The organism is Mesorhizobium sp. WSM3860 (assembly GCF_002294995.1).
In the GTDB taxonomy this organism is placed as follows: Bacteria; Pseudomonadota; Alphaproteobacteria; order Rhizobiales; family Rhizobiaceae; genus Mesorhizobium.
In genome coordinates this window covers 406,907-430,866 of record NZ_NSGF01000003.1, presented here as the reverse complement: position 1 = coordinate 430,866, position 23,960 = coordinate 406,907, and the positions used below count along the sequence as shown (strand labels likewise).

27 protein-coding genes and 1 tRNA gene are annotated in these 23,960 nt (G+C 63.2%); 11 read left to right on the top strand and 17 right to left on the bottom strand.

Translation table 11 applies throughout. The features are described from left to right. The first annotated feature begins 73 nt into the window (after nucleotides 1-73). Complete coding sequence (locus tag CK220_RS08660) at nucleotides 74-1,447, top strand: 3-deoxy-7-phosphoheptulonate synthase class II (protein ID WP_095811104.1); 1,374 nt, start codon at nucleotides 74-76, stop codon at nucleotides 1,445-1,447. 188 nt (nucleotides 1,448-1,635) lie between these two features. After that, complete coding sequence (locus CK220_RS08655) at nucleotides 1,636-2,340, top strand: hypothetical protein (RefSeq protein WP_095811103.1); 705 nt, start codon at nucleotides 1,636-1,638, stop codon at nucleotides 2,338-2,340. Here CK220_RS08655 and CK220_RS08650 read toward each other — a convergent pair whose 3' ends face one another. The 3 genes from CK220_RS08650 to CK220_RS08640 all read right to left on the bottom strand — a co-directional run bounded on the left by CK220_RS08650 (nucleotide 2,341) and on the right by CK220_RS08640 (nucleotide 4,592). Then, nucleotides 2,341-3,108: an RES family NAD+ phosphorylase gene (locus CK220_RS08650; protein ID WP_095811102.1), complete on the bottom strand. Its 768-nt coding sequence runs from the start codon at nucleotides 3,106-3,108 to the stop codon at nucleotides 2,341-2,343. Continuing rightward, nucleotides 3,068-3,445 carry an antitoxin Xre/MbcA/ParS toxin-binding domain-containing protein gene (locus CK220_RS08645; RefSeq protein WP_095811101.1) on the bottom strand — a complete coding sequence of 126 codons (378 nt, stop codon included), beginning with the start codon at nucleotides 3,443-3,445 and terminating at the stop codon, nucleotides 3,068-3,070. Before CK220_RS08645 ends, CK220_RS08650 begins: the two co-directional genes overlap by 41 nt. A gap of 76 nt (nucleotides 3,446-3,521) precedes the next feature. Next, nucleotides 3,522-4,592 carry a diguanylate cyclase gene (locus CK220_RS08640; RefSeq protein WP_095811100.1) on the bottom strand — a complete coding sequence of 357 codons (1,071 nt, stop codon included), beginning with the start codon at nucleotides 4,590-4,592 and terminating at the stop codon, nucleotides 3,522-3,524. 319 nt (nucleotides 4,593-4,911) lie between these two features. Here CK220_RS08640 and CK220_RS08635 point away from each other — a divergent pair, with 319 nt between their 5' ends. Then, entirely contained in the window at nucleotides 4,912-5,331 is a 420-nt protein-coding gene (locus tag CK220_RS08635; RefSeq protein WP_095811184.1) for a GFA family protein, read from the top strand. Between the two features lie 76 nt (nucleotides 5,332-5,407). Then, the gene (locus tag CK220_RS08630; protein ID WP_067328170.1) at nucleotides 5,408-5,767 is read left to right on the top strand and encodes a diacylglycerol kinase; all 360 of its coding nucleotides are present in this window, start codon (nucleotides 5,408-5,410) and stop codon (nucleotides 5,765-5,767) included. 24 nt (nucleotides 5,768-5,791) lie between these two features. On the opposite strand, the gene CK220_RS08625 is transcribed toward CK220_RS08630, so the two are convergent. Together CK220_RS08625 and CK220_RS08620 are read right to left on the bottom strand one after the other, a co-directional pair. Next, nucleotides 5,792-6,400 (bottom strand): DedA family protein, encoded by a 609-nt coding sequence (locus CK220_RS08625; protein WP_095811099.1) that lies wholly within the window; start codon nucleotides 6,398-6,400, stop codon nucleotides 5,792-5,794. Then, complete coding sequence (locus CK220_RS08620) at nucleotides 6,400-6,960, bottom strand: DUF1003 domain-containing protein (protein ID WP_095811098.1); 561 nt, start codon at nucleotides 6,958-6,960, stop codon at nucleotides 6,400-6,402. Before CK220_RS08620 ends, CK220_RS08625 begins: the two co-directional genes overlap by 1 nt. 198 nt (nucleotides 6,961-7,158) lie before the next feature. Here CK220_RS08620 and CK220_RS08615 point away from each other — a divergent pair, with 198 nt between their 5' ends. From CK220_RS08615 to CK220_RS08605, 3 genes are all read left to right on the top strand, one after another. Next, nucleotides 7,159-7,878, top strand: a complete 720-nt coding sequence (locus CK220_RS08615; protein WP_095811097.1) for a DNA-3-methyladenine glycosylase I — start codon at nucleotides 7,159-7,161, stop codon at nucleotides 7,876-7,878. 104 nt (nucleotides 7,879-7,982) lie between these two features. Continuing rightward, a complete protein-coding gene (locus CK220_RS08610; protein WP_095811096.1) occupies nucleotides 7,983-9,695 on the top strand; it encodes an NAD+ synthase in 1,713 nt (570 codons plus the stop codon). A 404-nt stretch (nucleotides 9,696-10,099) separates the two neighbouring features. Further along, the gene (locus CK220_RS08605) at nucleotides 10,100-11,905 is read left to right on the top strand and encodes an ABC transporter ATP-binding protein (RefSeq protein WP_095811095.1); all 1,806 of its coding nucleotides are present in this window, start codon (nucleotides 10,100-10,102) and stop codon (nucleotides 11,903-11,905) included. 51 nt (nucleotides 11,906-11,956) lie between these two features. On the opposite strand, the gene CK220_RS08600 is transcribed toward CK220_RS08605, so the two are convergent. From CK220_RS08600 to CK220_RS08580, 5 genes are all read right to left on the bottom strand, one after another. After that, nucleotides 11,957-12,268, bottom strand: coding sequence for a PilZ domain-containing protein (locus tag CK220_RS08600; protein WP_095811094.1), 312 nt, complete (start codon nucleotides 12,266-12,268; stop codon nucleotides 11,957-11,959). Between the two features lie 115 nt (nucleotides 12,269-12,383). Further along, the gene (locus CK220_RS08595) at nucleotides 12,384-12,872 is read right to left on the bottom strand and encodes an NUDIX hydrolase (RefSeq protein ID WP_095811093.1); all 489 of its coding nucleotides are present in this window, start codon (nucleotides 12,870-12,872) and stop codon (nucleotides 12,384-12,386) included. A 201-nt stretch (nucleotides 12,873-13,073) separates the two neighbouring features. After that, nucleotides 13,074-13,574, bottom strand: coding sequence for a xanthine phosphoribosyltransferase (gpt, locus tag CK220_RS08590; protein ID WP_066998919.1), 501 nt, complete (start codon nucleotides 13,572-13,574; stop codon nucleotides 13,074-13,076). A 209-nt stretch (nucleotides 13,575-13,783) separates the two neighbouring features. Continuing rightward, nucleotides 13,784-14,617, bottom strand: a complete 834-nt coding sequence (locus CK220_RS08585) for a universal stress protein (protein WP_095811183.1) — start codon at nucleotides 14,615-14,617, stop codon at nucleotides 13,784-13,786. Nucleotides 14,618-14,720: 103 nt separating this feature from the next. Beyond that, nucleotides 14,721-15,461: a competence/damage-inducible protein A gene (locus CK220_RS08580; RefSeq protein ID WP_095811092.1), complete on the bottom strand. Its 741-nt coding sequence runs from the start codon at nucleotides 15,459-15,461 to the stop codon at nucleotides 14,721-14,723. A 127-nt stretch (nucleotides 15,462-15,588) separates the two neighbouring features. Between CK220_RS08580 and CK220_RS08575 the strand changes: the two genes are divergently transcribed. Beyond that, complete coding sequence (locus CK220_RS08575) at nucleotides 15,589-16,557, top strand: alpha/beta fold hydrolase (protein ID WP_095811091.1); 969 nt, start codon at nucleotides 15,589-15,591, stop codon at nucleotides 16,555-16,557. Between the two features lie 189 nt (nucleotides 16,558-16,746). After that, on the top strand, nucleotides 16,747-17,028 hold the full coding sequence (locus CK220_RS08570; RefSeq protein WP_095811090.1) for a hypothetical protein: 282 nt from the start codon (nucleotides 16,747-16,749) through the stop codon (nucleotides 17,026-17,028). A 70-nt stretch (nucleotides 17,029-17,098) separates the two neighbouring features. On the opposite strand, the gene CK220_RS08565 is transcribed toward CK220_RS08570, so the two are convergent. The 3 genes from CK220_RS08565 to CK220_RS08555 form a co-directional block, all read right to left on the bottom strand. Further along, complete coding sequence (locus CK220_RS08565; RefSeq protein ID WP_067328195.1) at nucleotides 17,099-17,338, bottom strand: DUF2188 domain-containing protein; 240 nt, start codon at nucleotides 17,336-17,338, stop codon at nucleotides 17,099-17,101. A gap of 32 nt (nucleotides 17,339-17,370) precedes the next feature. Next, nucleotides 17,371-17,649, bottom strand: coding sequence for a DUF982 domain-containing protein (locus tag CK220_RS08560; protein WP_066998903.1), 279 nt, complete (start codon nucleotides 17,647-17,649; stop codon nucleotides 17,371-17,373). A gap of 91 nt (nucleotides 17,650-17,740) precedes the next feature. Then, nucleotides 17,741-18,844, bottom strand: coding sequence for an NADH:flavin oxidoreductase/NADH oxidase (locus tag CK220_RS08555; RefSeq protein WP_095811089.1), 1,104 nt, complete (start codon nucleotides 18,842-18,844; stop codon nucleotides 17,741-17,743). Nucleotides 18,845-18,994: 150 nt separating this feature from the next. Here CK220_RS08555 and CK220_RS08550 point away from each other — a divergent pair, with 150 nt between their 5' ends. Then, nucleotides 18,995-19,573 (top strand): NUDIX domain-containing protein, encoded by a 579-nt coding sequence (locus CK220_RS08550; protein WP_095811088.1) that lies wholly within the window; start codon nucleotides 18,995-18,997, stop codon nucleotides 19,571-19,573. Nucleotides 19,574-19,607: 34 nt separating this feature from the next. On the opposite strand, the gene CK220_RS08545 is transcribed toward CK220_RS08550, so the two are convergent. The 4 genes from CK220_RS08545 to CK220_RS08530 all read right to left on the bottom strand — a co-directional run bounded on the left by CK220_RS08545 (nucleotide 19,608) and on the right by CK220_RS08530 (nucleotide 21,937). Continuing rightward, nucleotides 19,608-19,693: transfer RNA gene (locus CK220_RS08545), tRNA-Leu, on the bottom strand. Nucleotides 19,694-20,071: 378 nt separating this feature from the next. Further along, nucleotides 20,072-20,692, bottom strand: coding sequence for a class I SAM-dependent methyltransferase (locus CK220_RS08540; RefSeq protein ID WP_095811087.1), 621 nt, complete (start codon nucleotides 20,690-20,692; stop codon nucleotides 20,072-20,074). 273 nt (nucleotides 20,693-20,965) lie between these two features. Continuing rightward, nucleotides 20,966-21,634, bottom strand: a complete 669-nt coding sequence (locus CK220_RS08535; RefSeq protein WP_095811086.1) for an outer membrane protein — start codon at nucleotides 21,632-21,634, stop codon at nucleotides 20,966-20,968. Between the two features lie 90 nt (nucleotides 21,635-21,724). Beyond that, the gene (locus tag CK220_RS08530) at nucleotides 21,725-21,937 is read right to left on the bottom strand and encodes a hypothetical protein (RefSeq protein ID WP_095811085.1); all 213 of its coding nucleotides are present in this window, start codon (nucleotides 21,935-21,937) and stop codon (nucleotides 21,725-21,727) included. A 164-nt stretch (nucleotides 21,938-22,101) separates the two neighbouring features. On the opposite strand from CK220_RS08530, the gene ade reads away from it, so the two are divergent. Next, nucleotides 22,102-23,913 (top strand): adenine deaminase, encoded by a 1,812-nt coding sequence (ade, locus tag CK220_RS08525; protein ID WP_095811084.1) that lies wholly within the window; start codon nucleotides 22,102-22,104, stop codon nucleotides 23,911-23,913. Nucleotides 23,914-23,960 lie beyond the last annotated feature (47 nt).

Genomic DNA, 23,960 nt, shown 5'->3' with positions numbered 1-23,960 from the left:
TGTTTTGACGCAATTCCGGACGGAAACAGTTCACGGTTTTCCTGGAATTGCTCTGAAGAGTTTGGGTGCAGCGATGACAAAATGGTCGCCGAATTCGTGGAGAGCAAAGCCGATCAAGCAGGTTCCGGCTTATCCGGACCTTGCGGCGCTGGAGGGCACGGAAGCCCGGCTCACCACCTATCCGCCGCTGGTGTTTGCCGGTGAAGCGCGCAAGCTGAAGAAGCAACTGGCGGCAGTCGCCGCCGGCGAGGCCTTCCTGCTCCAGGGCGGCGACTGTGCCGAGAGCTTTGCCGAGCACGGTGCCGACAATATCCGCGACTTCTTCCGCGTCTTCCTGCAGATGTCGGTGGTGCTCACCTTCGCCGGCGCGCAGCCGGTGGTTAAGGTCGGCCGCGTCGCCGGCCAGTTCGCCAAGCCGCGCTCCTCCGACAGCGAGACCAAGGCCGGCGTGACGCTGCCGAGCTACCGTGGCGACATCATCAACGGCATCGAGTTCGACGCCGCGTCGCGCATCCCGGATCCCGCAAGGCAGGAGATGGCGTATCGCCAGTCGGCGGCGACCCTCAATCTCCTGCGCGCCTTCGCGCAAGGCGGCTATGCCAGCCTCGAGAACGTGCATCGCTGGATGCTGGGCTTCGTGGCCGACAGCCCGCAGGGCGAGAAGTACGAATCGCTCGCCAACCGCATCACCGAGACGATGGACTTCATGCGCGCGGTGGGCATCACGTCCGAAACCAATTTCGCGCTGCGCGAGACCGATTTCTACACCAGCCACGAGGCGCTGCTGCTCGGCTACGAGGAGGCGCTGACCCGCATCGATTCGACTTCCGGCGATTGGTACGCGACTTCGGGCCATATGATCTGGATCGGCGACCGCACCCGCCAGCCCGACCATGCGCATGTCGAATATTGCCGCGGCATCAAGAATCCGCTCGGCCTGAAATGCGGTCCGTCGCTGACGCCGGACGGGTTGCTGGAGCTTGTCGACCTGCTCAACCCCGAAAATGAGCCCGGCCGGCTGACGCTGATCGCGCGGTTCGGCTCCGACAAGGTCGCCGAGCATCTGCCGAAGCTGGTGCGGGCGGTGAAGAAGGAAGGCCGCAACGTGGTGTGGTCTTCCGACCCAATGCATGGCAACACGATCGAGGCGGCCGGCTACAAGACGCGGCCGTTCGACCGTATCCTGAAGGAAGTGCAGACCTTCTTCGAGGTGCACCGCGCCGAAGGCACGCATCCGGGCGGCATCCATGTCGAGATGACCGGCAAGAACGTCACCGAGTGCACCGGCGGCGCCCGGGCTATCACGGCGGAAGACTTGCAGGACCGCTATCACACCCATTGCGATCCGCGCCTCAATGCCGACCAGGCGATCGAGTTGGCCTTCCTGGTCTCGGACCTGCTCAAGAAAAGCCATACGATCCAGCACAAGCAAGCCGCCAGCGCCTGAGCCGCTTGCCAGCGATCGAACCGGGGCGTCGGACAAAATCCGACGCTCTTTTCGTTTGGACCGATCCCGCGAGGCATCGGCCGCCGAAACCTTACGAAAATTTATAGTTCTGCGACCATCGCAAGACCAAGATTGAGGTGGAGGTGTCGCCCGCGGTCTCAAAACCGCGCACACGACACAGGTCCACCATGCGCCACGAGCATGCCATCGTTCATCACCGCGCGGTCGACTTCTGGTCGGCGCGGGCGGCGGTGCTTGTCGTCATCTGCCTGCAGCTTCTCGTCATCAACGACCTGTCGTTCGGTCCGCGCTGGCTCGCGCCCGTAATCGAGGCGGCGCTGCTCGTGCCTTTGTCGATCGCAACGGCCTGGACGCAAATGGCGACTCAGAAGGCCGTCGACCACGAGCATTGGTATGCGATCGGCCGGTTTCGCGTCTTCATCCGCCGCACCGCCTTGGTCATGACCGGCGTCATCAGCATCATGAATTGCGGTTCGCTGGTCTTCCTGGTCCAGAAGTTGCTGCAAGGCCATGCCGGCGCCGGCACGACGCTGCTTGTCGATGCGTTGAACATCTGGGTCACCAACGTCATCGTCTTCGCGCTGTGGTTCTGGAGCACCGATCGCGGCGGCCCGCCGACGTGCGGCCTGGTCAAGCGCGCGCATGCCGATTTCCTGTTCCCGCAGATGACGCTGTCCGATCGCGAGATCCGTGACTGGCTGCCCGGCTTTGTCGATTACGTGTTCCTGGCCTTCACCAATGCGACGGCGTTCTCGCCGACCGACACATTGCCGCTCACTCAGCGCGCCAAGCTCCTGATGATGGTCGAGGCAATGATCTCGCTGCTGACGATCGCGCTGGTCGCCGCGCGTGCGGTCAACATTTTGGCTTAACTAGCGCCCGCGCTCCCAGCGCATGTTCGCCAGCCTCGGATCGACGAAGCTCGTCCTTGAGAATTCCAGCCGCCTGTCCGGAAATTCGCAGATTGCCTGGACGCCGAACGAGCCGATGCGGATGCGCCAGGTATGAGGTTCCAGCGGCTTGGCCTTGGCAAAACCGCTGCACGTCAAGAGCGCGATGTTGGCGCCCCTCGGATCGCGCGCCGAGCGGTAGCGGATGGCCTGCACCCCGGCTTCGCGCGCCACGTCGGCGATGGCCTGGCAGGCGGCATAGTCGGTCGGATCCGTCCACGCCTTCTCGTCGCGGTCGAGCGGCGGCCGCGTGAGGTCGACGGCCTTCTCGCATCTGATCGCCGCGGCAAAGGCGGTATATTCGGCCGCGTCGTTCGGCCATTGCGTCTGCGGCGATTCAGCAAAGAACAGCAAGCGGTAGAAGGCCATTTCCGCCACTGCCGTCAGCACCGTCTCGGCGGCGTAGTAGACGCCCTTGGTCTTGCCGGCGCGGCGGAAGCGCGAGCCGTACGGATAAATCGAGCCGTAGCGGAAGGGCGTCGCCAGAAGATAGTGAAGATGGCGGCATTCCAGCGGGATCCGCGGCTTGCTTTCCTCGATGAGGTCTTCAAGCAGGCCCTGCTCGTCGAGCGTGTCGACGAGCTTCAGCGTCGAGACGCGATGCTGCGCCTCGACCATGCGCCAATATTTGCCTTCCAGCCTGACGGCCTCAGACGAGAGCGCGTCGGGAGTCCAGGTAGGCAATGACATCGACAAGTCCGGCAATGGTCAGGATTTTTTCGAGCGGCGTGCCGTCGAGCGCCGTGTTCGGGTTCTTCAGCCACGCCCGGGCGACGTTCTCGTCGCCGCCGACGATGGCGTCGAGCGAGCGGAACAGCCGCACGAACAGCACCGCAAGCTCGAACGGCTTGGTGCCGCGCTCGAGCAGGAATTCCTGCTTGCGCATGCGCGAAACCGTCGCCTCAGAGACGCCGATGACCAGAGCAAGCGTTCTCGCCGTGATCTCGAGCAGGTCGGCCGCGCGCAGCGTGGCCTTGGTGATGACGGCATTTTCCGCCGCCGTCGCGGCAGCGACTGGACGTTGCATGAGCGGACCCTTTCATTTCCCTGGAAAATATAGTCCACAGAAATTCATTTGGAAAGGGCGTAGCCAATGAGGGCCCTCAGTCCTTCTTGTAGAGCAGCCAGCCCTTGCCGGCACGGCCGGCCATGCTGGAATGCCTGGTGACGCGGTTGCGGCCGCTGATCTTGGAGCGGTAGAGCGCGCGGTCGGCCTTGGTGTAGAGATCTTCGGGGGTGTCGGCCTCGGAAGCCATGCAAATGCCCATCGAGACAGTCACCGTGCCATAGTTCATCCCGGTCTGGCTGCTTGTGAAGGGCGTCTGTTCGATCAGCACGCGGACGCGCTCGGCGATTTCATAGGTGGTGTCCTCGCTGGCGCCTTCGACGATCAGCGCGAACTCCTCGCCGCCGGTGCGCGCCACGAACATGTCGGCGCGGACGCTCGATTGGAAGATCTCGGCGACGATTTGTATGATCTTGTCGCCGACCGGATGACCGTAACGGTCGTTGATGTCCTTGAAGCGGTCGATGTCGGCAAGGATGAGCGCGTTGAAGAGGATACCGCGGTTGCTGTTGTAGATGCGCGTGATTTCCTTGTCGAAGGCGCGACGATTCCAGATCTGCGTCAGCGGGTCGGTATTGGCGAGCCGCTTGTATTCCTCCAACTTCGATTTGACGCTCTCAAGCTCGGCCGTCTTTTCGCTGAGCGTGCTCGCGATCTGGCGGTTGTGATCCAGCGTCGAGCTGGTGGCGGCGGACATCGCGCCGGCGATCTTTTGCAGCAGATCCTGGGAAAGCAGGCTGCGATTGCTCAGGCCGCTCGACGTCTCGTCGAGGATGCGGCCGTACTTTTCGACATGGCTGCGCTCACTGCGCAGCAGCGCGGCGATGTCCTCAAGCTCCTTGGCGACCACCTCGCGGGCGTGTTCGACGATCGCAGGCCCGTGGTGCTGCGGGAAGAAGGTGCGCCCGATGCGATCGATATCCTCTTGCGTCGGCCGGTTGCTCAATGAGACCACGGCAAGGCTGAGCTCGTGATTGCTGCCGCTCAGCGCTTCATAGAAGATTTCGTAGTTGCGCGGCAGGCCGAGCACGCCGAGCTGGCGCATGGTCGCCACAACGGTGCTGGCGATGTCGCCATGTCTGTCGCTCGGGACGGCTGCCGGCTGCATAGTCTGTTCACTACCCCTTCAGTGTGCGACCGGAGACCTGCCACCGCCGGGAGCCGCCAAGACGGGGATCGAATCGGAATTGCGATGCTAGGGCGCGTCCCCAACACGCCCCGCTTGCAGGAACCATAAATGCAGCTGCGCTAAAGTTTCCTTAATGGCGGGCGTTTCCTGACTGTCATTGCTGCTCCAGGTTGCATCGCAATGCAGGCGCAGCTTTTGAAACGCGCCGCTCCGGTGTCGCATTTGCCTGCGCCGGACAGCCGCAAAACTGGAATCTTGGGCGGCGCGATCGAGGTGAATGGCGTTGAAGGAGACCGGGATGCGCGAAAATCACAGTGGATCGTGCCTGTGCGGAGCGGTGCGCTTCACGACGAGAGGAGCGTTGCGCGGGGTGGTCTATTGCCACTGCTCGCAGTGCCGCAAGCAAACCGGCCATTTCGTTGCCGCGACCTCTTCGAGGGACGCCGACATCGACATCGAGGGGGCCGACGCGCTTACGTGGTACGGCGCGTCCGACATTGCGAAACGCGGCTTTTGCCGCAGCTGCGGCTCGGTGCTGTTCTGGAAGCACAACGAACTCGACACGATCTCCATCATGGCCGGCTCGTTCGACAAGCCGACCGGGCTTTCGGCCGAAAGCCACATCTTCGTCGGCGACAAGGGCGACTATTATGCAATCGACGACGGACTGCCGCAGTTCGAGAAGTCGACGCCGTCGATAAAGGTCGCGGACGAGTGACTTTTGGGCCGCCTGCCTTATTCCCTTGATCCGGCTGTTGCGATATCCCCTCATGGTGATTCGAAACGGGGCTGGCATGCAGCGGCTGATCGACGCTTTCATCAATTCCGTGCGGGCTTTCCGCAAGCTGGCTGCTCACGAAAAGGCGTTCCAGCAGGAGTTGATGCTGCTTGCGCTCGCTCTGCCGGCCGGCTGGTTCATCTCGGTATCCTGGCGCGGCTACGCCTTGCTGATCGGCGCGGTTCTGCTGATGATCCTGGTCGAGGTGCTCAACACGGGCATCGAGGCGGCGTGCGACGCGATCTCCCGCGAGTTCCACATCGACATCCAGCTCGCCAAGGACTGCGGCTCGCTGGCGGTGCTGATCTCGATCGTGATCGCTGGCGGCGTCTGGGGCATTGCCATCATCGAGCGCATCATCGGCGCGCCGATCTGACCGGGAGGCACGGAGTCCGATAGCTTAGGATCCGGCCCGATCCTCTTTTGCGTCCTTTGCGCGCTCCCTTCCGGCAAAGTGGTGCGCGATCAGCCCGGCGAGGACGGCCACAGCGATGCCGACGGCAAGGGCTACGAGCAGGCGCTCATGGCGGGCAAATGCCTGGCCGACGATGCGCTCCGCCCCCAGTCCGAAGACATAGCCGAGCGTGGCGAAGAGGGTTGCCCAGACCGCCGACGAGATGGCGTTCAGGATGACGAAGCGCGGCACCGACACGGTCGACAGCCCTGCCGCGATGCCGCCGACAAGGCGCATTCCGTAGACGTAGCGGTTCGTCAGCACGAAGATGTTGGGATGGGTGTTGAGCAGCCGGTAGGCGCGGCGAAAACCCGGCCGCCTGCGAAGCCTGACGACATAGGGATGGTCGGCAAAGCTGCGGCCGAGGGTGAAGAAAGCCGTGTCGCCGGCGAAGGCGCCGAGAAACGCGGCCAGGAAAGCTTGCCAGAGCACGAATATGTGCTGGTGGGCGAAGAAGCCGCCGAGGATGGCGGCGCTTTCGCCTTCGGCGACGCAGCCGAGGAAGACCGCGATCAGCCCGTATTGCTCGATGAGACGATGGATGGCGTCGGTCATCAGCCCGCCGACCGCGCCGTCAGTTTCTCGTCGATCCGCCTGATCTGCTCGGCCATGCGCAGGATCTCGTCGCGCATGCCGATGAGCTCACTGTGGCGCAGTTCGTCGAGCTTCTCATGCAGCGCCATGATCTCGATCTCGGCCTTCAGGTTGACCTCGTAGTCATGGGCGGCGTCGATGCGGTCGCGCTCGGTCTGGCGGTTCTGCGACATCATGATCACCGGTGCTTGCAGGGCGGCGACCATCGAGAGCACCAGGTTGAGGAAGATGAAGGGGTAGGGATCGAAGGCGTTCCGAGACAGGAGCCAGACATTGCCGAAGGTCCACAGCACCAGAAAGGCGATGAAGCCCAGAATGAAGGACCATGAGCCGCCGATGCGGGCGATCGTGTCGGCAACGCGATCGCCATAGGTGGAGTGGAAAGCGACAGCCTTGTTGGTGTCCCTGGTGATGGTGGTGCGTTCCAGCGTCGACTTCAGCACGCGGCTCTCGAGAGGAGTGAGACCGTCCGGCTTTCGCTTCAGCCAGCGGTGCGACAGATCCTCGACCGTCTTGTTCATCGTCCTCTCCGTCGTCAGGCCCGCGTTTCCAAGAGTCCGGATGGAAACCGCTGCGCATTTTTTTCTGAGATCGCTTACTCAGCTCACGCAATTCCGGACGGAAAACCGCTGCGCACTTTTCCTAGAATTGCTTATAGAGGTAGAGGCTACGGAGCCTGACGGGAAGTGATAGATTGGTCGAAACAGGCGAGGGCGGAAATGGCCGATTTCCAGAAAATTCATGCCCGGGCGGCAAAGCGCAAGGGCGGTGAAGAGGCGCTGGCGTCGCTGCTCGGACCTATGCCCGACAACGCGGCCGTGGCGAAAGTTCATGACGACCGCATCCTCTCCACCATGGCCGAGCGCATCTTTGCCGCCGGTTTCGTCTGGCGTGTGATCGAGCAGAAATGGCCCGGTTTCGAGGAGGCATTCCTCGGCTTCGAGCCGAAGCGGCTCCTGTTCCAGCCGGACGACTTCTGGCACGAACTGGCGTCCGACAAGCGCATCGTGCGCAACCCGCAAAAGATCAAATCGGTGCGCGACAACGCGGCCTTCGTGGACCGCGTCTCGAAGGAACATGGCGGTTTCGGCAAATTCCTGGCCGACTGGCCGGCCGACGACCAGGTCGGGCTGACCGCCTATCTCGGCAAGCATGGCAGCCGGCTCGGCGGCAACACCGGCCAGTATTTTCTGCGCTGGCTGGAGTGGGACACCTTCATCGTTTCCGCCGACATGGCGGCGGCGCTGCGCGACGCCGGTCTCGACATCGCCGAAAGCCCGACCTCGAAGCGGGACCTCGACAAGGTCCAGGCGCAAATCAACCGATGGTCCGCCGAGACCGGGCTGCCGCGCCGGCACATCTCGCGCATTCTGGCGATGTCGATCGGCGAGAACCATTCGCCGGAGACGCTGCGCGAATATATGGGCGAGCAGGCCTGATCGCCTGCGGCTTGGGCGGGACATGACCGGCATTCGCCGGCCAGTCCTGGGCGGCACAAGGAATCGCCATTGCCCGGCGATTGCCGCCACGCTAAATCCAATTCATGACCCAGACCGCTCCCGACATACTGCGCATCGCCGTCGCCCAGCTCAACCCAACCGTCGGCGACGTCGCCGGCAATCTCGCCAAGGCGCGCGAGGCGAGGGCGGATGCGGCTCGCCAGGGCGCCGATCTCGTGCTCTACACGGAGCTCTTCCTCGCCGGCTATCCGCCGGAAGACCTGGTGCTGAAGCCGGCCTTCCTGAAAGCATGCGAAAAGGCAGCGCAGGATTTCGCCGACGACACCGCTGATGGCGGTCCTGGCGTCATCATCGGCACGCCGCTGAAGCGCAAGAGCGGCACGCATAACTCCATCGTCTTCGCCGATGGCGGCAAGATCATCGCCGAGCGCTACAAGCTCGACCTGCCGAACTATGGCGAGTTCGACGAGAAGCGCGTTTTCCAGGCCGGGCCGGAGCTGCAAGGGCCGGTGAATTTCCGCGGGGTGCGCATCGGTGTCCCGATCTGCGAGGACATCTGGGGCGACATCGCCGTCTGCGAGACGCTGGCCGAAAGCGGCGCCGAGATCCTGCTTGTGCCGAACGGCTCGCCGTACTACCGCGCCAAGATCGACGTCCGCCACCAGGTCGTGATCCGGCAGGTGATCGAAACAGGCCTGCCGATGATCTATGCCAACCAGCTCGGCGGCCAGGACGAGCTGATCTTCGACGGCGCCTCCTTCGCCATCGGCGCCGACAAGACCCTTGCCTTCCAGATGAGCCAGTTCGAGGAAGCGGTCGACGTCACCACCTGGAAGCGAAGCCGCGTCGCCGCGGGCGCGCAAAATGCAAATCATTCCGACCATTGGGTCTGCTCGGAGGGCCCGATGTCGAAAATCCCGGAACGGGAAGAGGCCGATTACCGGGCCTGCATGCTGGGCCTGCGCGACTATGTGAATAAGAACGGCTTCAAGAACGTGGTGCTCGGCCTCTCCGGCGGCATCGACTCCGCGATCTGCGCTGCATTGGCGGTCGACGCGCTTGGCGAGGAGCGGCTGCGCACCGTCATGATGCCCTATCGCTACACCTCGAAGGACTCGCTGAAGGACGCCGAGGATTGCGCCCGCGCGCTCGGCTGCCGTTACGACATCGTGCCGATCTCCGAGCCGGTCGAAGGTTTCCGGCATGCGCTGACGCAGCTCTTCGAGGGCACTCAGGAAGGTATCACCGAGGAAAACCTGCAGAGCCGTGCGCGCGGCACGATCCTGATGGCGATCTCGAACAAGTTCGGTTCGATGGTCGTCACCACCGGCAACAAGAGTGAGATGTCGGTCGGCTACGCCACGCTCTATGGCGACATGAATGGCGGCTTCAACCCGATCAAGGACCTCTACAAGATGCAGGTCTATGCGCTGTCGCGCTGGCGCAACGCGCATGTGCCGCCGGGGGCGCTCGGCCCATCGGGCGAGGTCATCCCGAAGAACATCATCGATAAAGCGCCGTCGGCGGAGCTGCGCGAAAACCAGACCGACCAGGACTCGCTGCCGCCTTATCCGGTGCTGGATGACATTCTCGAATGCCTGGTCGAGAACGAGATGGGCGTCGACGACATCGTCGCGCGCGGCCATGACCGGGCGACGGTGACACGCGTCGAGCACCTTCTCTACATCGCAGAGTACAAGCGCCGGCAGGCGGCGCCGGGCGTGAAGATCACCAGGAAGAATTTCGGCCGTGACCGCCGTTACCCGATAACCAACCGGTTCCGGGATCGCAGCTAGTCCGCTGAAACGCAAAGCGGTTCGCCCGAATGGCGCTGTCCCCAGCGCAACCCACCGTTGTTGCAAAATCGTCTCAGTGGCCGGACAAGACGCCGTTTTGGCCCGCCCTGCCTTGGCGAGATGGTGAGCCGCCTCTATAAGAGCCCTTCCGCGATTCCCTTTCGGGAGGACCGTATGGCAGGATTTGACATCGTTATGCGAGGCCGCGAAGCCTAGGTCTGCACCGGCCGTCCGAATTCCGTTCGGAAGACCAGCCGCAGGGCAGGCATTTGCAGCTGCCGGTCGCCTCAGGGCCCGCGACCAGCCATACTGAACCTCCCGTTTTAAGGGCGCCATAAAGCGCCGGCGCGGGTTTTCCAATTTGACTTTACCGGGACCGGGCCTCTCTGCGCCCGGATGACATCATGGCTCGTTTCAGAATAGATCTGCGCGCCAGCGCCTTTCGCAGCGTGCTCGGCTTCACCCTCGGCCACTGGCGCCGCCAGCCGTGGCGGCTGTCGCTCATCATGGGCGCATTCTTGCTCTCGACGCTGGCCGACGTGCTGACGCCGCTTTATTCCGGGCGGCTGGTCGACGCGGTCGCCAGCAGCGCCGGCGCCGATGAGGTGGCCTGGCACGCCGCAATGACGGCGTTTGCCATCCTGATAGCGCTGGCGCTGGCCAGCGTCATGCTGCGCAATGCCGCCTTCCTATGGATCGTCGAGCTGACATTGAAGATGATGTCGGACATCGCCGCCGACGCCTTCCACCGCGTGCAGCGTTTTTCGACGGATTGGCATGCCAACAGCTTCGCCGGCTCGACCGTGCGCAAGATCACGCGCGGCATGTGGGCGCTTGACCTGCTCAACGACACGATCCTGATCGCGCTGCTGCCGTCGGTTGTCATGCTGGTCGGCTCGACGCTGCTGCTCGGCTGGTTCTGGCCGATGATGGGATTGGTGGTTGCAATCGGTTCGGTGCTGTTCATCGCCGTCACCGCGATCCTGTCGCTTGGCTACGTCGCGCCGGCCGCACGCCTCGCCAACAGCTGGGACACACGCCTCGGCGGCGCGCTGGCCGACGCGGTGAGCTGCAACGCGGTGGTCAAGGGCTTCGGCGCCGAGACTCGCGAGGAAATGCGGCTTGCCCGCGTGGTCGCCAAATGGCGCCTGCGCACCGGCCGCACCTGGATGCGCGGCACGCTCAACGGCACCACCCAAGGGGCGATGCTGCTCTTGATGCGGGCGGCGGTGATCGGCTTGGCGCTCATGCTCTGGGCATGGGGTGAGGCGAGTGCCGGCGACATCGCCTTCGTGCTGACGTCGTTCTTCGTCCTGCAGGGCTATCTGCGCGATATCGGCACGCATATTCGCAACCTGCAGCGCTCGATCAACGACATGGAGGAACTGGTCGACTTCCAGTCCGAACCGCTCGGCATCGAGGATCGGCGAGGCGCCAGGCCGGTCAGGATCACCGACGGCCGTATCGCCTTCGACAGGGTGACGTTCCACTATGGCAATCACCGCCTGCCGCTTTATCGCGATTTCTCGGTCGAGATCGCCGCGGGTGAACGCGTCGGGCTGGTCGGGCATTCGGGATCGGGCAAGACGACCTTCGTCAAGCTGATCCAGCGCCTCTATGACGTGAACGGGGGCCGGATCCTGATCGACGGCCAGGACATTTCGCAGGTTGAGCAGGGATCGCTGCGCAGCCAGATCGCCATCGTGCAGCAGGAGCCGATCCTGTTCCACCGGTCGCTGGCCGAGAACATCGCCTATGCCAGGCCTGGCGCCACCCAGGCCGAGATCGAGCATGCGGCGAAGCTCGCCAGTGCGCACGACTTCATCGCCAATCTGCCCAAGGGCTACGGAACCCTGGTCGGCGAGCGCGGCGTGAAGCTGTCGGGCGGCGAGCGCCAGCGCGTGGCGATCGCGCGCGCCTTCCTGGCCGATGCGCGTATCCTGATCCTGGACGAGGCGACATCCAGCCTCGATTCCGAATCGGAGGTGCTCATCCAGAAGGCGATGGAGCGGCTCATGGTCGGGCGCACGACATTGGTCATCGCGCACCGGCTTTCGACCGTGCGGGCACTCGATCGGCTGCTGGTTTTCGACCGGGGCCGCATCATCGAGGAAGGCTCGCACGACGAGCTTATCCGGCTGAACGGCGGTATCTACCGCCGGCTGTTCGAGCGCCAGGCGCTCGAACTCACGAAAGGGCTCGTCGCCTGAGAAAAGGCATCCGGCTTCGGCCGGGTGCCTTCCCGCCTTGCGGGCCGACCGTCAGCCGTAATGCAACTTGGGCTTGGGCTCAGTACCGGTGAACTTGACGCCCACGCGGTCGTTGCGGCGCCAGCGGACTTCCGCGCGATAGGCCACACCATCGAGCGGTACGTAGAGCAGGAAACGATCGGGAACGCGTGAGTCCGGCGCGACTTTCAGCTCGGCGCCACCGGCATTCTGATTGCGCAACGTGCAACTGACCTCGGAATTCTGGATACCGGTGATGATCGTCCCGCCCTTGAGCACGCGCTGGCGGTGCTCGCGGCGGTGTTCGCCGGAGTTTTCTTCAACTGGTTGCGCGGAGTTCGTCATCGATCGACGCCATTAGCCGAATCGGCACTGCAGCAACAACAGAGCACCGATGCTCGCGCATCGCAACGCGCAGCATGCTCGTGGCAGATCGCATTTGCGTTATATGAGCGACGACTCAGGCGAACTTATGCGGATCGGCGCAGAAATAGGCAATGATCTGGCAAAGATCGGGCTCGTTGACCATGCGGACGGCCTCGGCGGAGCCGACCCATTTGCGGGTGCGGGCCCGCTTTTCCTTCCAGCGGTCCGCAACCCGGTCGACCTTGAGCGGGAATACGAGGACCTCGCAAGGCACTTCCTCGCCGGATGCCAGGACCTTGCCGTAGAAATAGCGGCCGGCTTCGAGATGCGAGACCGTGCCGTGCAATCCCGCTTCCTCGCCGGCTTCGCGGGCGGCAGCTGTGCAAAGCGGCTCCCTGGCTTCCGGCCAGCCTTTCGGCAGCACCCAGCGTCCGGAATCGCGGCTGGTGATCAGCATGATCTCGACGCCGTTTTCGTTCTCACGCCAAGGCAATGCCGCAACCTGCAGGCGGCAGGGCACTGAGCCGAAGAGTCGCCGGACTCTTTCGGCCATCTGGTTGTGCGTCGTTGGCCTCGTCAACATCGTAGAAGCTGCCCCGAGCCTCTAGAATCATTTGCCATCAAACGAATCTTACGACGTATTATGGACGATAAAAGTAAAAAACTTCACTCGTGTTGGTTAACCGACAGGGCTAGTAACTTGAAATATCGCCCCTTGGGGGCTTCTTTATGCAGCAAACTGTGCGCGGCGCGGGCGCTGGACGGAAATAGCGGCTTCCAACAATCAGCCGGCGTGATCATCGGCAATCGGCTTCTGATAGGTGAAGCCCATGTCCCACGGGAAGTAGATCCAGGTGTCCTGGCTGACCTCGGTGACGAATGTATCGACCAGAGGCCTGCCCTTCGGCTTGGCATAGACGGTGGCGAAATGCGCCTTCGGCATCATGGCGCGCACGATACCGGCCGTTTTGCCGGTATCGGTGAGGTCGTCGATGATGAGCACACCGGCGCCGTCATCGGCAAGAAGCGAAGGCGAGATCTCCTTCAGTACCTGCAACTGACCCTGGCTCGTGTAGTCGTGATAGGAGGCGACGCAGACCGTTTCGATGACGCGGATGCCAAGCTCGCGGGAAATGATCGCGGCGGGCACCAGGCCTCCTCGGGTGATGCAGACGATCGCCTTCCACTGGCCTTTGTTGGTGCCGGAAAGCCGCCAGGCGAGCGCGCGGGCATCGCGGTGGAACTGGTCCCAGGAGACCGGAAAGGCTTTTTCGGGAAGGGACATGGTTCGTGCACTCCGCAAGCGCGCGCCGCAGCGCGCAGATACGATGGAATGCAGCCGGAATTAGCCGGAAAGCGCCAGCCTTGGCAAGGTGGCAGTCAAGGATGGCTGTGTACTTACAGCGCGTCGCGCTGTTCAACCGGCGCGCTGCAAATTCCTATTTGATGCACGTCTTTGTCCCGCAGCCCGTTCCCAGTTTCGGGAGACGTGGTTTATCTCGACAAGAAGGCTGCCACGTTCGCCGTGCGCAGCACGGTGCGGGTGACGCCGCCGAACAGGAGTTGCCGCAGCCAGGAGTGGCTGTAGGCGCCAAGCACCAGCAGATCGGCGCCAGATTCGGCGATCCTCTCCTGGATGATGTCGTCGACCGAGCTTCCCCCCGATTTCTGCACGGAAACGCTGACATTGGCGCCGTGGCGTGACAAGGCAGCCGCGATCTCGGCACCCGCCGCCTCGGGAGCCTCGTCGAGCGTCTCCGGCGGATCGATGACGAGAATGTCGGTCTTGTCCGCCTCGCTGATGAAGGGCAGGGCATCGAATGCAGCACGAGCCGCCTCCTTACTGCCGTTCCAGGCCAGCAGCACACGCCTGAAGGTGGTGACGAGGGGCCCGGCATGCGGAACGACAAGCACCGGCCGGCCTGCATCGTAGACCAGCGTATCGACATCTGCGCCCGGATCGCCCCCGGTATCGCGCTGCGCGGCGATAATCAGGTCAGCCGCGCGCACGCTCGAAATGCCGGTCAGCGCGCTGTCGCCGGAGAAGCTTTCGAGGCTCCGCCACTCGAAGGACAGGCCGGAGTCCTCGACGCGCCGGAGAAAGACCGCCTGCAGCTTGTCGGCGCGCTCCTTGTTCATCTCGGCCGAGACCTGCAGGAATTCGGTGTCGGGGAAACCGGTTGCCGACGTATAGGGTACCGGAAGCGCTTCCGCGTGGATGCCGACGAGGTGGCTTTCGAACCGCTCGGCAAGCGGGATGGCGCAATCGAGCACGCGCTCGGCGTCCTGTTCGTTCTGCAGAATGGCGACGATCGTCTTGAAGCGCATGACGGATCCCTCAAATTTATCGGCCAAGATCGCGTTCGGCATCGAATGGCCGGCACGAAAGTGCCGTGCCAGAAACGTCGGTGCGCGCCTTCTGGTTCCGGGGTCAGCTCGCGGCCGACAGGCCCGCCACCATGGCCGCAACGGCCTTGCGCGCGGCCTGGAGAGCCGCTTCGTCGCGGGCGCGCACCACGAGCTCGGTCCAGAATTTGCCGTCGCCATATTTCGGGTAGGAGCCGATGACGGTGTCGGGATGCGCCTTCTGGATGTCGGCCAGCGGTCCGCCGATCAGGCCTTCGCCGAACGGGCACTGCACGGTGGCCGACAGCATCTTGGTGCCCGTCTTCAGCGTCGGCACGACATTGTCGAGCATCGCCTGGAAGATCGACGGCACACCGGCCATCACGTGAACGTTGCCGATGCGGAAGCCTGGCGCGATCGACACCGGATTGTCGATGTGGTCGGCGCCGCGCGGCATGCGCGCCATGCGCTTGCGCGCCTCGGTGAATTCGATACCGCGCGCGGCATAGCTTGCCTCCAACATGGCGTAGGCCCTGGCATCGTATTCGCACGGCACGCCGAAGGCCTTGGCTATCGAATCGGCGGTGATGTCGTCATGCGTGGGGCCGATGCCGCCGGTGGTAAAGAGATAGGTGTAGCGGGCGCGAAGCGCGTTGACGGCGGCGACGATCTCATCTTCCTCGTCGGGAACGATGCGCACTTCCTTCAGATCGATGCCGATTGCGGTCATGATGTCGGCGAGATGGCCGATATTCTTGTCCTTGGTCCTGCCGGAGAGGATCTCGTCGCCGATGACGAGCATGGCGGCGGTGACGATTTCGGGCATGGCTCACTCCGGCTGCGGGTCGCCTGAAATAACGCGGCGGGCAGCCGGCCGCAATGCGCACGCAAGGCGGGGCTCTTGTGGCAGACACGGTTGCGGGTAAGGTGCGTCGGTCCGGCTCGGGTGCAAGATGCTGATATCGGTTTTGTCGTGGCTAATCGGCGGCCTGCTCGTTGCGGCGGCCGCCGTCGTGCTCGGCTTTATGCTCGCAACATGGTGGATCGCGACCAAGGCCGAAAAGCTGGTACCGGCTTGCGGCAAGTTCATCGAGATCGGGGGCAACCGCATCCACTATGTCGAAGAAGGCAAGGGCAGGCCGATCGTCTTCCTGCACGGCCTCGGCGCGCAGCTCCACCATTTCCGGCACACGCTGTTCGGCCGCTTCGGCGAGGGCTACCGGCTGATCGCTCTCGACCGGCCGGGCTCGGGATACTCGGTGCGGGCAGGCGGGGCGAGCGGCCGTCTGCCCGAACAGGCGGAAGTGGTGCGGCGCTTCATCGAGGAGCTTGGGCTGGAACGGCCCTTGATCGTCGGTCATTCGCTGGGCGGCGCCATCGCGCTTGCACTTGCAATCGAGCATCCAACAGCGATTTCCGGCATCGCGCTCATCGCGCCGCTGACCCATCTGGAGGGGAGGGTGCGCCAGAAATTCGACCTGCTCTATGTTCCCTCGCGCCTGAAGCGCTCGATCTTAGCCCATACTTTAGCGATACCGTACAGCCTGAAATATGCGGAGCCGACGATGAAATTCATCTTCGCGCCGCAAGCCGTGCCGGGGGATTACATGATCGCCGGAGGCGGGTGGCTCGGGCTGCGGCCCGCCCAATTCCAGGCGACTTCCACCGATTTCGTGGCGGTGGAAGAAGATCTCGGCCGCCTCGAACAGCGCTATGGCGAGATCGTGATGCCGGCCGGCATTCTGTTCGGCGCGGATGACCGGGTCATCGGCATCGCGGCGCATGGCGATCCGATGCCGGGCAGGATCAGGGAGCTCGACTTCGAACGCGTCCAAGAGCTCGGGCACATGCCGCAATTCGTGGAACCGGAACGCGTCGTCGCCTTCATCGAGCGCATCGCCGCGCGCGCATTCCCAGCGTGAATTGATCCCGTTCGGGTCAAAGGCCGAGAGGGATCGCGTCCGTTCACGAGCCGTCACACAAAAGTGTCGGGCATTCTGCCTCACCCACACTTTCAACGGGAACTTCGGCTCCAACCCTGGGTTTCATCCGTGTCGGCTGGCGAATTTCCTGCCAGCAGGAATGCGGCAATTACCAGATGGAGACCAATTATGCTTACCAAGATTTTTGCAGCCTTGGCGCTCGTCCTGGCTATGGGCACCTCGGCTATGGCACAATCGTCGGACGCTTGGTGGTGGTGGCACCGTGATCGCCCGGTCTATAGCGAGGAAGCGCCGGTTGATCCCTACACCACGGGCAGCATTTATTCCGATCGCGACTCCAGCGGGCTAAACAGCTTCGGCAATGGCGCCATCGGCCCATGCGCCTCGGATACGGCGGGGCCGGACGCGAATGCCGGCCCGAACGTCAACGACCGCTATTGCGGCAAGTAATCCGTTCGCCAGCGAGCGACCGACGCGAGCTTTGCAGCGTCGGTCGCCGCAACGGATCGAGCGACGGAAACTAGTCTGAGACTTCGGTCTGCGGCCGGTCGCGGCCATCGGCCAGTTCGTCATGCCAGACACCCTCGGAATCCTCATATTGGATGCCATCCGTGGTGCCGGCGACCTGCTGCTCGGCCGAAGCAATTTCAGCCGCGCGCAGCGCGTCCTGGCGGGTAGGAAATGTTTCTGAAAAAGTCGAGCCGACCATGTAGGCCCAGCCGCCGTCATGCTCGACGATCTTGTAAGTCAGTTTCGCCATGGAATCCTCCGGTCGAGAAGCCCTTTGCCTGCTCAATGCAGCTTTCCGTCGGACAGCCTTTCTTCGGGAACCAGCACTTCGGATTCCTCGGCTGCCTCGATCAACGCGCGGCGCGCGTCTGCCGTCGAACGATACCCCTCCAGCGCTTTGAGGCAAGTATCGAGAGCATCACGATGCCGCTGGCCGCGATTGAGCGGCCATACGGTCATCAGGCACTCGGCGGCTTCGCGGGTGCTGCTTATTTGGCGATATTTGCCGACATGGCCGAGTTCGACCACCACCGGCTTCTCAAATGGCTTGCTGTCTGTCATGGCCGCCAACGTAAAACGGCCAATTTGGTTGCAATGGTGGCGGAAGGCTGCGCCCAAAGGTCTCAGCCGCTGCGTCACTTGTGCAAGCCGTTCAGCCGGCCGCTTTCATCCAGTGCTGCATCGTCGTGACCGAGCGCGCCAGTTGCGGCGCCGGACGGATTTCCTCGCCGAACGTCGCCGCCGCGCGCCAGCCCCAGCGCGGATCGGCAAGGAAGGCTCGCGCCAGAGCCACCATGTCGGCGCGGCCTTCGGCCACAATGGCCTCGGCCTGCTGCGGATCGTCGATCAGGCCCACGGCGCGCGTCGCAATGCCGGCGCTCTTGCGCACAGCTTCGGCCAGATGCACCTGGTAGCCGGGGCCGCTGGGCAGCTTCTGCAACGGCGAATTGCCACCGCTGGAACAGCAGAGATAGGCGACGCCTTCCGCCTTCAGCGCCTTGGCCACTTCAATCGCGTCCTCGATCTCGAAGCCGCCGTCGACCCATTCCTTCACCGAAAGACGCGCCCCCAGCATCAGGCCGGGCGCGGCCTTCTTCACCGCCCTGGCGATCTCGACGGCAAAGCGCATGCGGTTTTCCAGCGGGCCGCCCCAGCGGTCCGTGCGCTGGTTGGAAAGCGGCGACAGGAACTGGAAGATCAGATAGCCGTGGGCGGCGTGCAGCTCGATGAAGTCGAAGCCGGCGCGCTCGGCCCGCTTGGCCGCATCGGCGAAATGTTGGATGACTTGCCGGATCTCTTCCTCGTCCAATGCGTGCGGTATATTCCACCCTGTGTCATAGGCGATGGCCGAAGCCGAAACGGTCTGCCAGGCATCCTCGCCCGGTTGCAGGGGGCCGCCGCCTTCCCAAGGCCTCCTGTTGGATGCCTTGCGGCCGGCATGGGCGAGTTGGACGCCGAATTTGGTCCCCGGAGCGGCGACGCGCCTGGCGGCATCGAGCGTGCGCTTGGCCGCCGCCTCGTTGTCGTCGGAGTAAAGGCCAAGGCAGCCATGCGAGATGCGGCCCCGCCGCTCGACGTCGGTCATCTCGACGGTCACCATGCCGGCGCCGGACATGGCCAGGTTCATCCAGTGGTGCAGATGCCAGTCGCTGGCGGAACCGTCTTCGGCCGAATATTGGCACATCGGCGCTACCGCAATACGGTTCGGGAAGGTGAGGCCGCCGAGGGTGATCGGCTGGAAAAGCGATGATGTCATGAAACGGCTCCTGGGAGATATCGCTATCTAGGCAGCCGCGGCGCTTCGCGCCAGACAACAGCCGGTGAAAGTCTCGCTGGACCAGTCGGTTTCCAGGATTGCGCCCGCGCCTGTTCGCCGATAACGCTTGCCGCCAGCACGGAGCCCGTCATGGAAGATCGCGTCCGCATCCAGTCTGAAGTAATCCTGTCCGACGATTGGGCGGTGCTCAAGAAGACGGTGCTCGACTATCGCCGCCGTGATGGGCGCTGGGAGACGCAGATCCGCCAGACCTACGATCGCGGCGACGGCGCGGTGATCCTGCCTTTCGATCCGCAGCGCTCGACGGTGCTGCTGGTGCGGCAGTTCCGCTATCCGGCTTATGTCACCGGCCATCGCGAGCCGCTGATCGAGGCCTGTGCCGGACTGCTCGACGAAAACGACCCGGAAACCTGCATCCGCAAGGAAGCGGAAGAGGAGCTCGGCTATCATTTGAAGAACGTTGAGCGGCTGTTCGCGCCGTATATGAGCCCCGGCAGCGTGACGGAACGGCTCTGGTTCTTTACCGCGCGCTATTCGCCGGCCGACCGTATCTCCGACGGCGGCGGAGCTCTGGAAGAGGGCGAAGACATCGAGGTTCTGGAAATGCCGCTCGACGAGGCGCTGGCCGGCATCGCCGACGGCCGTATCGTCGACGCCAAGACCATCATTCTGATCCAGCACCTGAAGCTCAATCCGATGAAGGCTTGAGAGGCCTGCCACCCGAAGCTCGATGAGCGAAGGGTGGTGCGGACGACGGGAATCGAACCCGTACGATCAGAGATCGAGGGATTTTAAGTCCCTTGCGTCTACCAATTCCGCCACGTCCGCGCGCCGCGATTTCAAGCACTTGGGCCGACGCGAGTCCAGCCTTGTGGGTGGGTTTGGCACCGGATTGCCACCAAATCTTGCTCTTCCGCGTCGGTTCTCATTGCAACTCGATCGGCTATGGACTCGCCTTCCGGGCCACAGAAGACCAGCGCGGGCTTCCGTAGCACGGCGAGGCACTCGTCGAGCGGGAGCGCGAACTGCAAGAGGCGGACGACGCTGGCCGCAGGAAGTGCGGCGCAATTTGGAGCGGCTTATCCGGCTCTCGCAGAAGCCGTGCAGAGCCGTTGGACCTGTCGGCGCTGTCAGAGAGCGGTCACGCAAACGCGCGCTGGCGAGCGCTGTTAACCCTTCTCCACGACGGTGAGAGCGTCAGTTTCGCTATTCCCATTCCATGGGAACGCCTGCTGTTCGATGACGGTCAGCCCCGCACGCGCGCTGACATGCTCGACAAATCCCTTTGGCATAAAGTTCCGCCAATCGGGATTTTCCTTGAATGATCCGGTTGGATTCTCCGAGTAGTTCGAATGATGAAGGACAGCTCGCCCCCCCCGGTTTCAGGACGGAGGCGACTTCCATGATGTACGACGCCACGGTCAGCGGTTCGAAATGAACCATCGAGTCGTAGCTGAAAACGGAGGAAAAACGCCCCTTTTCAAATGGTAGACTCTTGCCGTCCGGTGAAAGCGTCACGGTCACATGAGGAGCGCTTGAAAACCGTTTCCTCGCCAATGCGGTGGCATCGACTGAAGTATCGATCAACGTCAGTCGCCTGCAACGGCCCACGATCTGCGCCGAATGGCGTCCGGCACCGCTGGCTATCTCAAGCACATCATCCAAGTCTAAATATTGCTCAAAGGCTTTGCGAAATCGGCTCGCCGGTGCCCAAAACCAAGCCAGCAACTCAGGGTTTTCGTATTTCTCGAAGTACTCATAATCAGAGGCGCCAAAACTACGCCACGTATCGACGATTGCTTCGTGCGCAGCGTCAGGCTCAGTCATAAGCCTTACCCCTTGTTTTTTCTTGGCTGCACATTTTAGAGGGATTGTCCATCAAAGGCAAAGGAGGCGCACGCAGGCTGGCTTGCGAAGGGGAGCAGCTATCCGCTTCATGGCTTCCGCAGTCTCACCCCGGCACCGCCGCCGTTCTCGGGATGAACTCGACGCCGGCCGCTTGAGAGCTGCTTATATGGCGGACATCAAAGAACCCGGCGGGGTCGACTCTGTTTTGATCCAGCGGGCGCCGGCCACCTTCGTTCCGTGCTGCTCCGCAATTCAGAATTTGTAGCTGAAGTTCACGCCCAGGGTATGGAGCTTCAGGTCCTGATCGCGATCGGAGAAATCGTCCGGGACGTCGAAATGCTCCTTGCCGAAATCGTAGTAACGGTACTGGGCGCCGACGACGATGTTGTTGCTCAGGGCATAATCGACCCCGGCGCCGATCGTCCAGCCGGTGCCGGTGCGTGTCCTGGCGAAGCCGGTGCCGCCGGCATCTTGCGAGGTCTCGATGCCGGCGAAGGCGACGCCCCCGACGCCATAGATCAGCCAGCGATCGACCGCCAAGCCGGCTTCGGCATTGATCGATCCCAGCCATTTGACCTCGGTGCCGACGGCATTGCCAGGGTCGAGCAAGGCCGAACCGTCGATCGAGGCATAGTTGAGCTCAGCCCGCGCGCCGATCACCGCCTGATTGAACTGCCAGAGGCCGGCGGCATGGCCGCCGACAAAGCCGCCGTCGACATCGGGGGAAGCGGCGAACGGCTCGCCTTCCGTGCCGGAGATGTCAGATGAGCTCCAGCCATAGCCGGCCTGCAGGCCGGCGTAGTAGCCTGTCCAGTCGAAGCCTGGCGCGGTCATGGGCAGGTCGGCGCTCACGTCCGCGGCCAAGGCCGGCCCGGACAGCAGGGCGAAAAAGCCAGCACTGGCAAGCGTCAGGCGACCCATCGAGCGCTCCGAAATGGCGGTTTCGAAAACTTCTCGGCGCAACCTAGCGTTATTCGCCCGAAAACGGAATTGTATTCCTGCAACAGTGGTTTACGTCGGCGGGTTGCGCACGCGATCTTCCAGGTCGCGCTGTTTCTCCTCGGGCGAGGCCAGCCGGCTGAAAGCATATTCGGCCAGTAACGAGGCGGCGATGAAGATGGCGATCGGCGCGGCCCATGCCCAGAATGAAGGCAAGGTGAAGAAGGCCAGGCCGGCGCAACATGCCGACAGCAGGAAAATTGCAAACCGGATCCTTTTTGCCATCTCTTCTGCAACTCCGAATAACGGCCGAGATCCAGTCTAAGCGAGATTTCGCCCTGCCGCAGGAGAGATCTGTCGGGAACCGGTCCTGCCTTAAAAACAAAGCAGTTTTGCCAACTGGTCAAAACCGCGCCAGCTTGGCACAGTCGAGCAAACAGGAGTTCTTCATGGCGAGCGGCACCAATCCGACAAAACCTAAGCCCTGGACCGAGGTGGCGACGCATCTGGTCGACGTCGCGATGGGGCGCCGGCCTGCCGATCTCGTGATCCGCAACGGGCGCTGGGTAAATGTCCATTCGGGCGAGATCATTGCGGGCACCGACATCGCCGTCGCCGCCGGACGCTTCGCCTATTGCGGGCCGAATGCCGGCCACACGATCGGGCAGGGGACCAAGGTGGTCGATGCGGGCGGCCGCTATCTGGTGCCTGGCCTCTGCGACGCGCACATGCACGTCGAAAGCGGCATGGTCACCGTGACGGAATTCTGCCGCGCCGTGATCCCGCACGGCACCACTTCGATGTTCATCGATCCGCACGAGATCGCCAATGTGCTGGGCCTGCCGGGCGTTCGCCTGATGCATGACGAGGCGGTCGCGATGCCGATCAACGTCCATGTGCAGATGCCGTCCTGTGTGCCTTCGGCGCCGGGCCTGGAGCATGCCGGCGCGGAGCTTACGGTCGCAGACGTCGCTGAGGCGATGACCTGGGAAAACATCATCGGTCTTGGCGAAGTGATGAATTTTCCGGGAGTCTGCGCCAACGATCCGGTGATGTCGGGCGAGATCGCGGAGACGGTGAAGGCCGGCAAGACCGTCGGCGGTCACTATGCCTCGCGCGATCTCGGGCTGCCGTTCCACGGGTATGTCGCCGGCGGCGCCGAGGATGACCATGAGGGCACGCGTGCCGAGGATGCGATCGCCCGCGTGCGCCAGGGCATGAAGGCGATGCTGAGGCTGGGGTCCGCCTGGTACGACGTCGCCGCACAGATCAAGGCGGTGACCGAAGGCGGCATCGACCCGCGCAACTTCATCTTGTGCACCGACGACAGCCATTCCGGCACGCTGGTGCATGAGGGCCATATGGACCGGGTGGTGCGGCACGCCATCAGCCAGGGCCTGAAGCCGGTCACGGCGATCCAGATGGCGACGCTCAACACCGCCCAGCATTTCAGGCTGGAGCGCCAGATCGGTTCGATCGCGCCGGGGCGGCTGGCTGATCTTTTGATCGTCTCCGATCTTGCCCAGATGACGATAGACGAGGTCTATGGCCGCGGCGTCAGGCTGGCCAAGGCCGGCAAGCTCGAGATCGACATTCCGGCCTATGATTATCCCCGGACGGCGAAAAACACGGTCAAGCTCGGTAGGAGGCTCAAGGCCTCTGACTTTGACATCGCCGCGCCCCAGGGTGCCAACGAGGTCAGGGCGCGGGTGATCGGCGTGATCGAGAACCAGGCGCCGACGCGGGCGCTCGAGGCCGACCTGCCCGTCGAGGACGGGCTGGTCGCCATGGATCGCCGCAACGACGTTTGCCAGATCGCCCTGGTCGAACGCCACAGGGGCACTGGCGGCGTCACCAACGCCTTCGTGTCGGGCTTCGGCTATATGGAAGACTGCGCCATGGCCTCGAGCGTGGCGCATGATGCGCACCACATCATCGTCGTCGGCACCAACAAGGAGGACATGGCCTTGGCCGTGAACCGGCTGAGCGAAGTCGGCGGCGGCGTCGTGCTCTACTCCAAGGGCAAGGAACTGGCGCTGGTGGAAATGCCGATCGCCGGGTTGATGTCGGACGAGCGTGCCGAGATCGTCGCGGCCAAAGCCGAGCAGTTGACGGAAGCGATGCGCAAGGTCGGCTGCTCGCTCAACAACGCCTATATGCAGCATTCGCTGCTGGCGCTGGTTGTTATCCCGGAACTCAGGATTTCCGATGTCGGCCTTGTGGACGTGACGACGTTCCAGAAGGTTGATCTGTTCGTCTAGGATGTGCCGATGCTCGGGTGAGGTCGGCCTGATCCGAACCTCGACAC

Excerpts from the sequence above, each read along its gene's own strand:
- CK220_RS08660 (WP_095811104.1), top strand. The coding sequence starts at position 74 with ATGACAAAATGGTCGCCGAATTCGTGGAGAGCAAAGCCGATCAAGCAG.
- CK220_RS08655 (WP_095811103.1), top strand. The coding sequence starts at position 1,636 with ATGCGCCACGAGCATGCCATCGTTCATCACCGCGCGGTCGACTTCTGG.
- CK220_RS08650 (WP_095811102.1), bottom strand. The coding sequence starts at position 3,108 with ATGTCATTGCCTACCTGGACTCCCGACGCGCTCTCGTCTGAGGCCGTC.
- CK220_RS08645 (WP_095811101.1), bottom strand. The coding sequence starts at position 3,445 with ATGCAACGTCCAGTCGCTGCCGCGACGGCGGCGGAAAATGCCGTCATC.
- CK220_RS08640 (WP_095811100.1), bottom strand. The coding sequence starts at position 4,592 with ATGCAGCCGGCAGCCGTCCCGAGCGACAGACATGGCGACATCGCCAGC.
- CK220_RS08635 (WP_095811184.1), top strand. The coding sequence starts at position 4,912 with ATGCGCGAAAATCACAGTGGATCGTGCCTGTGCGGAGCGGTGCGCTTC.
- CK220_RS08630 (WP_067328170.1), top strand. The coding sequence starts at position 5,408 with ATGCAGCGGCTGATCGACGCTTTCATCAATTCCGTGCGGGCTTTCCGC.
- CK220_RS08625 (WP_095811099.1), bottom strand. The coding sequence starts at position 6,400 with ATGACCGACGCCATCCATCGTCTCATCGAGCAATACGGGCTGATCGCG.
- CK220_RS08620 (WP_095811098.1), bottom strand. The coding sequence starts at position 6,960 with ATGAACAAGACGGTCGAGGATCTGTCGCACCGCTGGCTGAAGCGAAAG.
- CK220_RS08615 (WP_095811097.1), top strand. The coding sequence starts at position 7,159 with ATGGCCGATTTCCAGAAAATTCATGCCCGGGCGGCAAAGCGCAAGGGC.
- CK220_RS08610 (WP_095811096.1), top strand. The coding sequence starts at position 7,983 with ATGACCCAGACCGCTCCCGACATACTGCGCATCGCCGTCGCCCAGCTC.
- CK220_RS08605 (WP_095811095.1), top strand. The coding sequence starts at position 10,100 with ATGGCTCGTTTCAGAATAGATCTGCGCGCCAGCGCCTTTCGCAGCGTG.
- CK220_RS08600 (WP_095811094.1), bottom strand. The coding sequence starts at position 12,268 with ATGACGAACTCCGCGCAACCAGTTGAAGAAAACTCCGGCGAACACCGC.
- CK220_RS08595 (WP_095811093.1), bottom strand. The coding sequence starts at position 12,872 with ATGTTGACGAGGCCAACGACGCACAACCAGATGGCCGAAAGAGTCCGG.
- gpt (WP_066998919.1), bottom strand. The coding sequence starts at position 13,574 with ATGTCCCTTCCCGAAAAAGCCTTTCCGGTCTCCTGGGACCAGTTCCAC.
- CK220_RS08585 (WP_095811183.1), bottom strand. The coding sequence starts at position 14,617 with ATGCGCTTCAAGACGATCGTCGCCATTCTGCAGAACGAACAGGACGCC.
- CK220_RS08580 (WP_095811092.1), bottom strand. The coding sequence starts at position 15,461 with ATGCCCGAAATCGTCACCGCCGCCATGCTCGTCATCGGCGACGAGATC.
- CK220_RS08575 (WP_095811091.1), top strand. The coding sequence starts at position 15,589 with ATGCTGATATCGGTTTTGTCGTGGCTAATCGGCGGCCTGCTCGTTGCG.
- CK220_RS08570 (WP_095811090.1), top strand. The coding sequence starts at position 16,747 with ATGCTTACCAAGATTTTTGCAGCCTTGGCGCTCGTCCTGGCTATGGGC.
- CK220_RS08565 (WP_067328195.1), bottom strand. The coding sequence starts at position 17,338 with ATGGCGAAACTGACTTACAAGATCGTCGAGCATGACGGCGGCTGGGCC.
- CK220_RS08560 (WP_066998903.1), bottom strand. The coding sequence starts at position 17,649 with ATGACAGACAGCAAGCCATTTGAGAAGCCGGTGGTGGTCGAACTCGGC.
- CK220_RS08555 (WP_095811089.1), bottom strand. The coding sequence starts at position 18,844 with ATGACATCATCGCTTTTCCAGCCGATCACCCTCGGCGGCCTCACCTTC.
- CK220_RS08550 (WP_095811088.1), top strand. The coding sequence starts at position 18,995 with ATGGAAGATCGCGTCCGCATCCAGTCTGAAGTAATCCTGTCCGACGAT.
- CK220_RS08540 (WP_095811087.1), bottom strand. The coding sequence starts at position 20,692 with ATGACTGAGCCTGACGCTGCGCACGAAGCAATCGTCGATACGTGGCGT.
- CK220_RS08535 (WP_095811086.1), bottom strand. The coding sequence starts at position 21,634 with ATGGGTCGCCTGACGCTTGCCAGTGCTGGCTTTTTCGCCCTGCTGTCC.
- CK220_RS08530 (WP_095811085.1), bottom strand. The coding sequence starts at position 21,937 with ATGGCAAAAAGGATCCGGTTTGCAATTTTCCTGCTGTCGGCATGTTGC.
- ade (WP_095811084.1), top strand. The coding sequence starts at position 22,102 with ATGGCGAGCGGCACCAATCCGACAAAACCTAAGCCCTGGACCGAGGTG.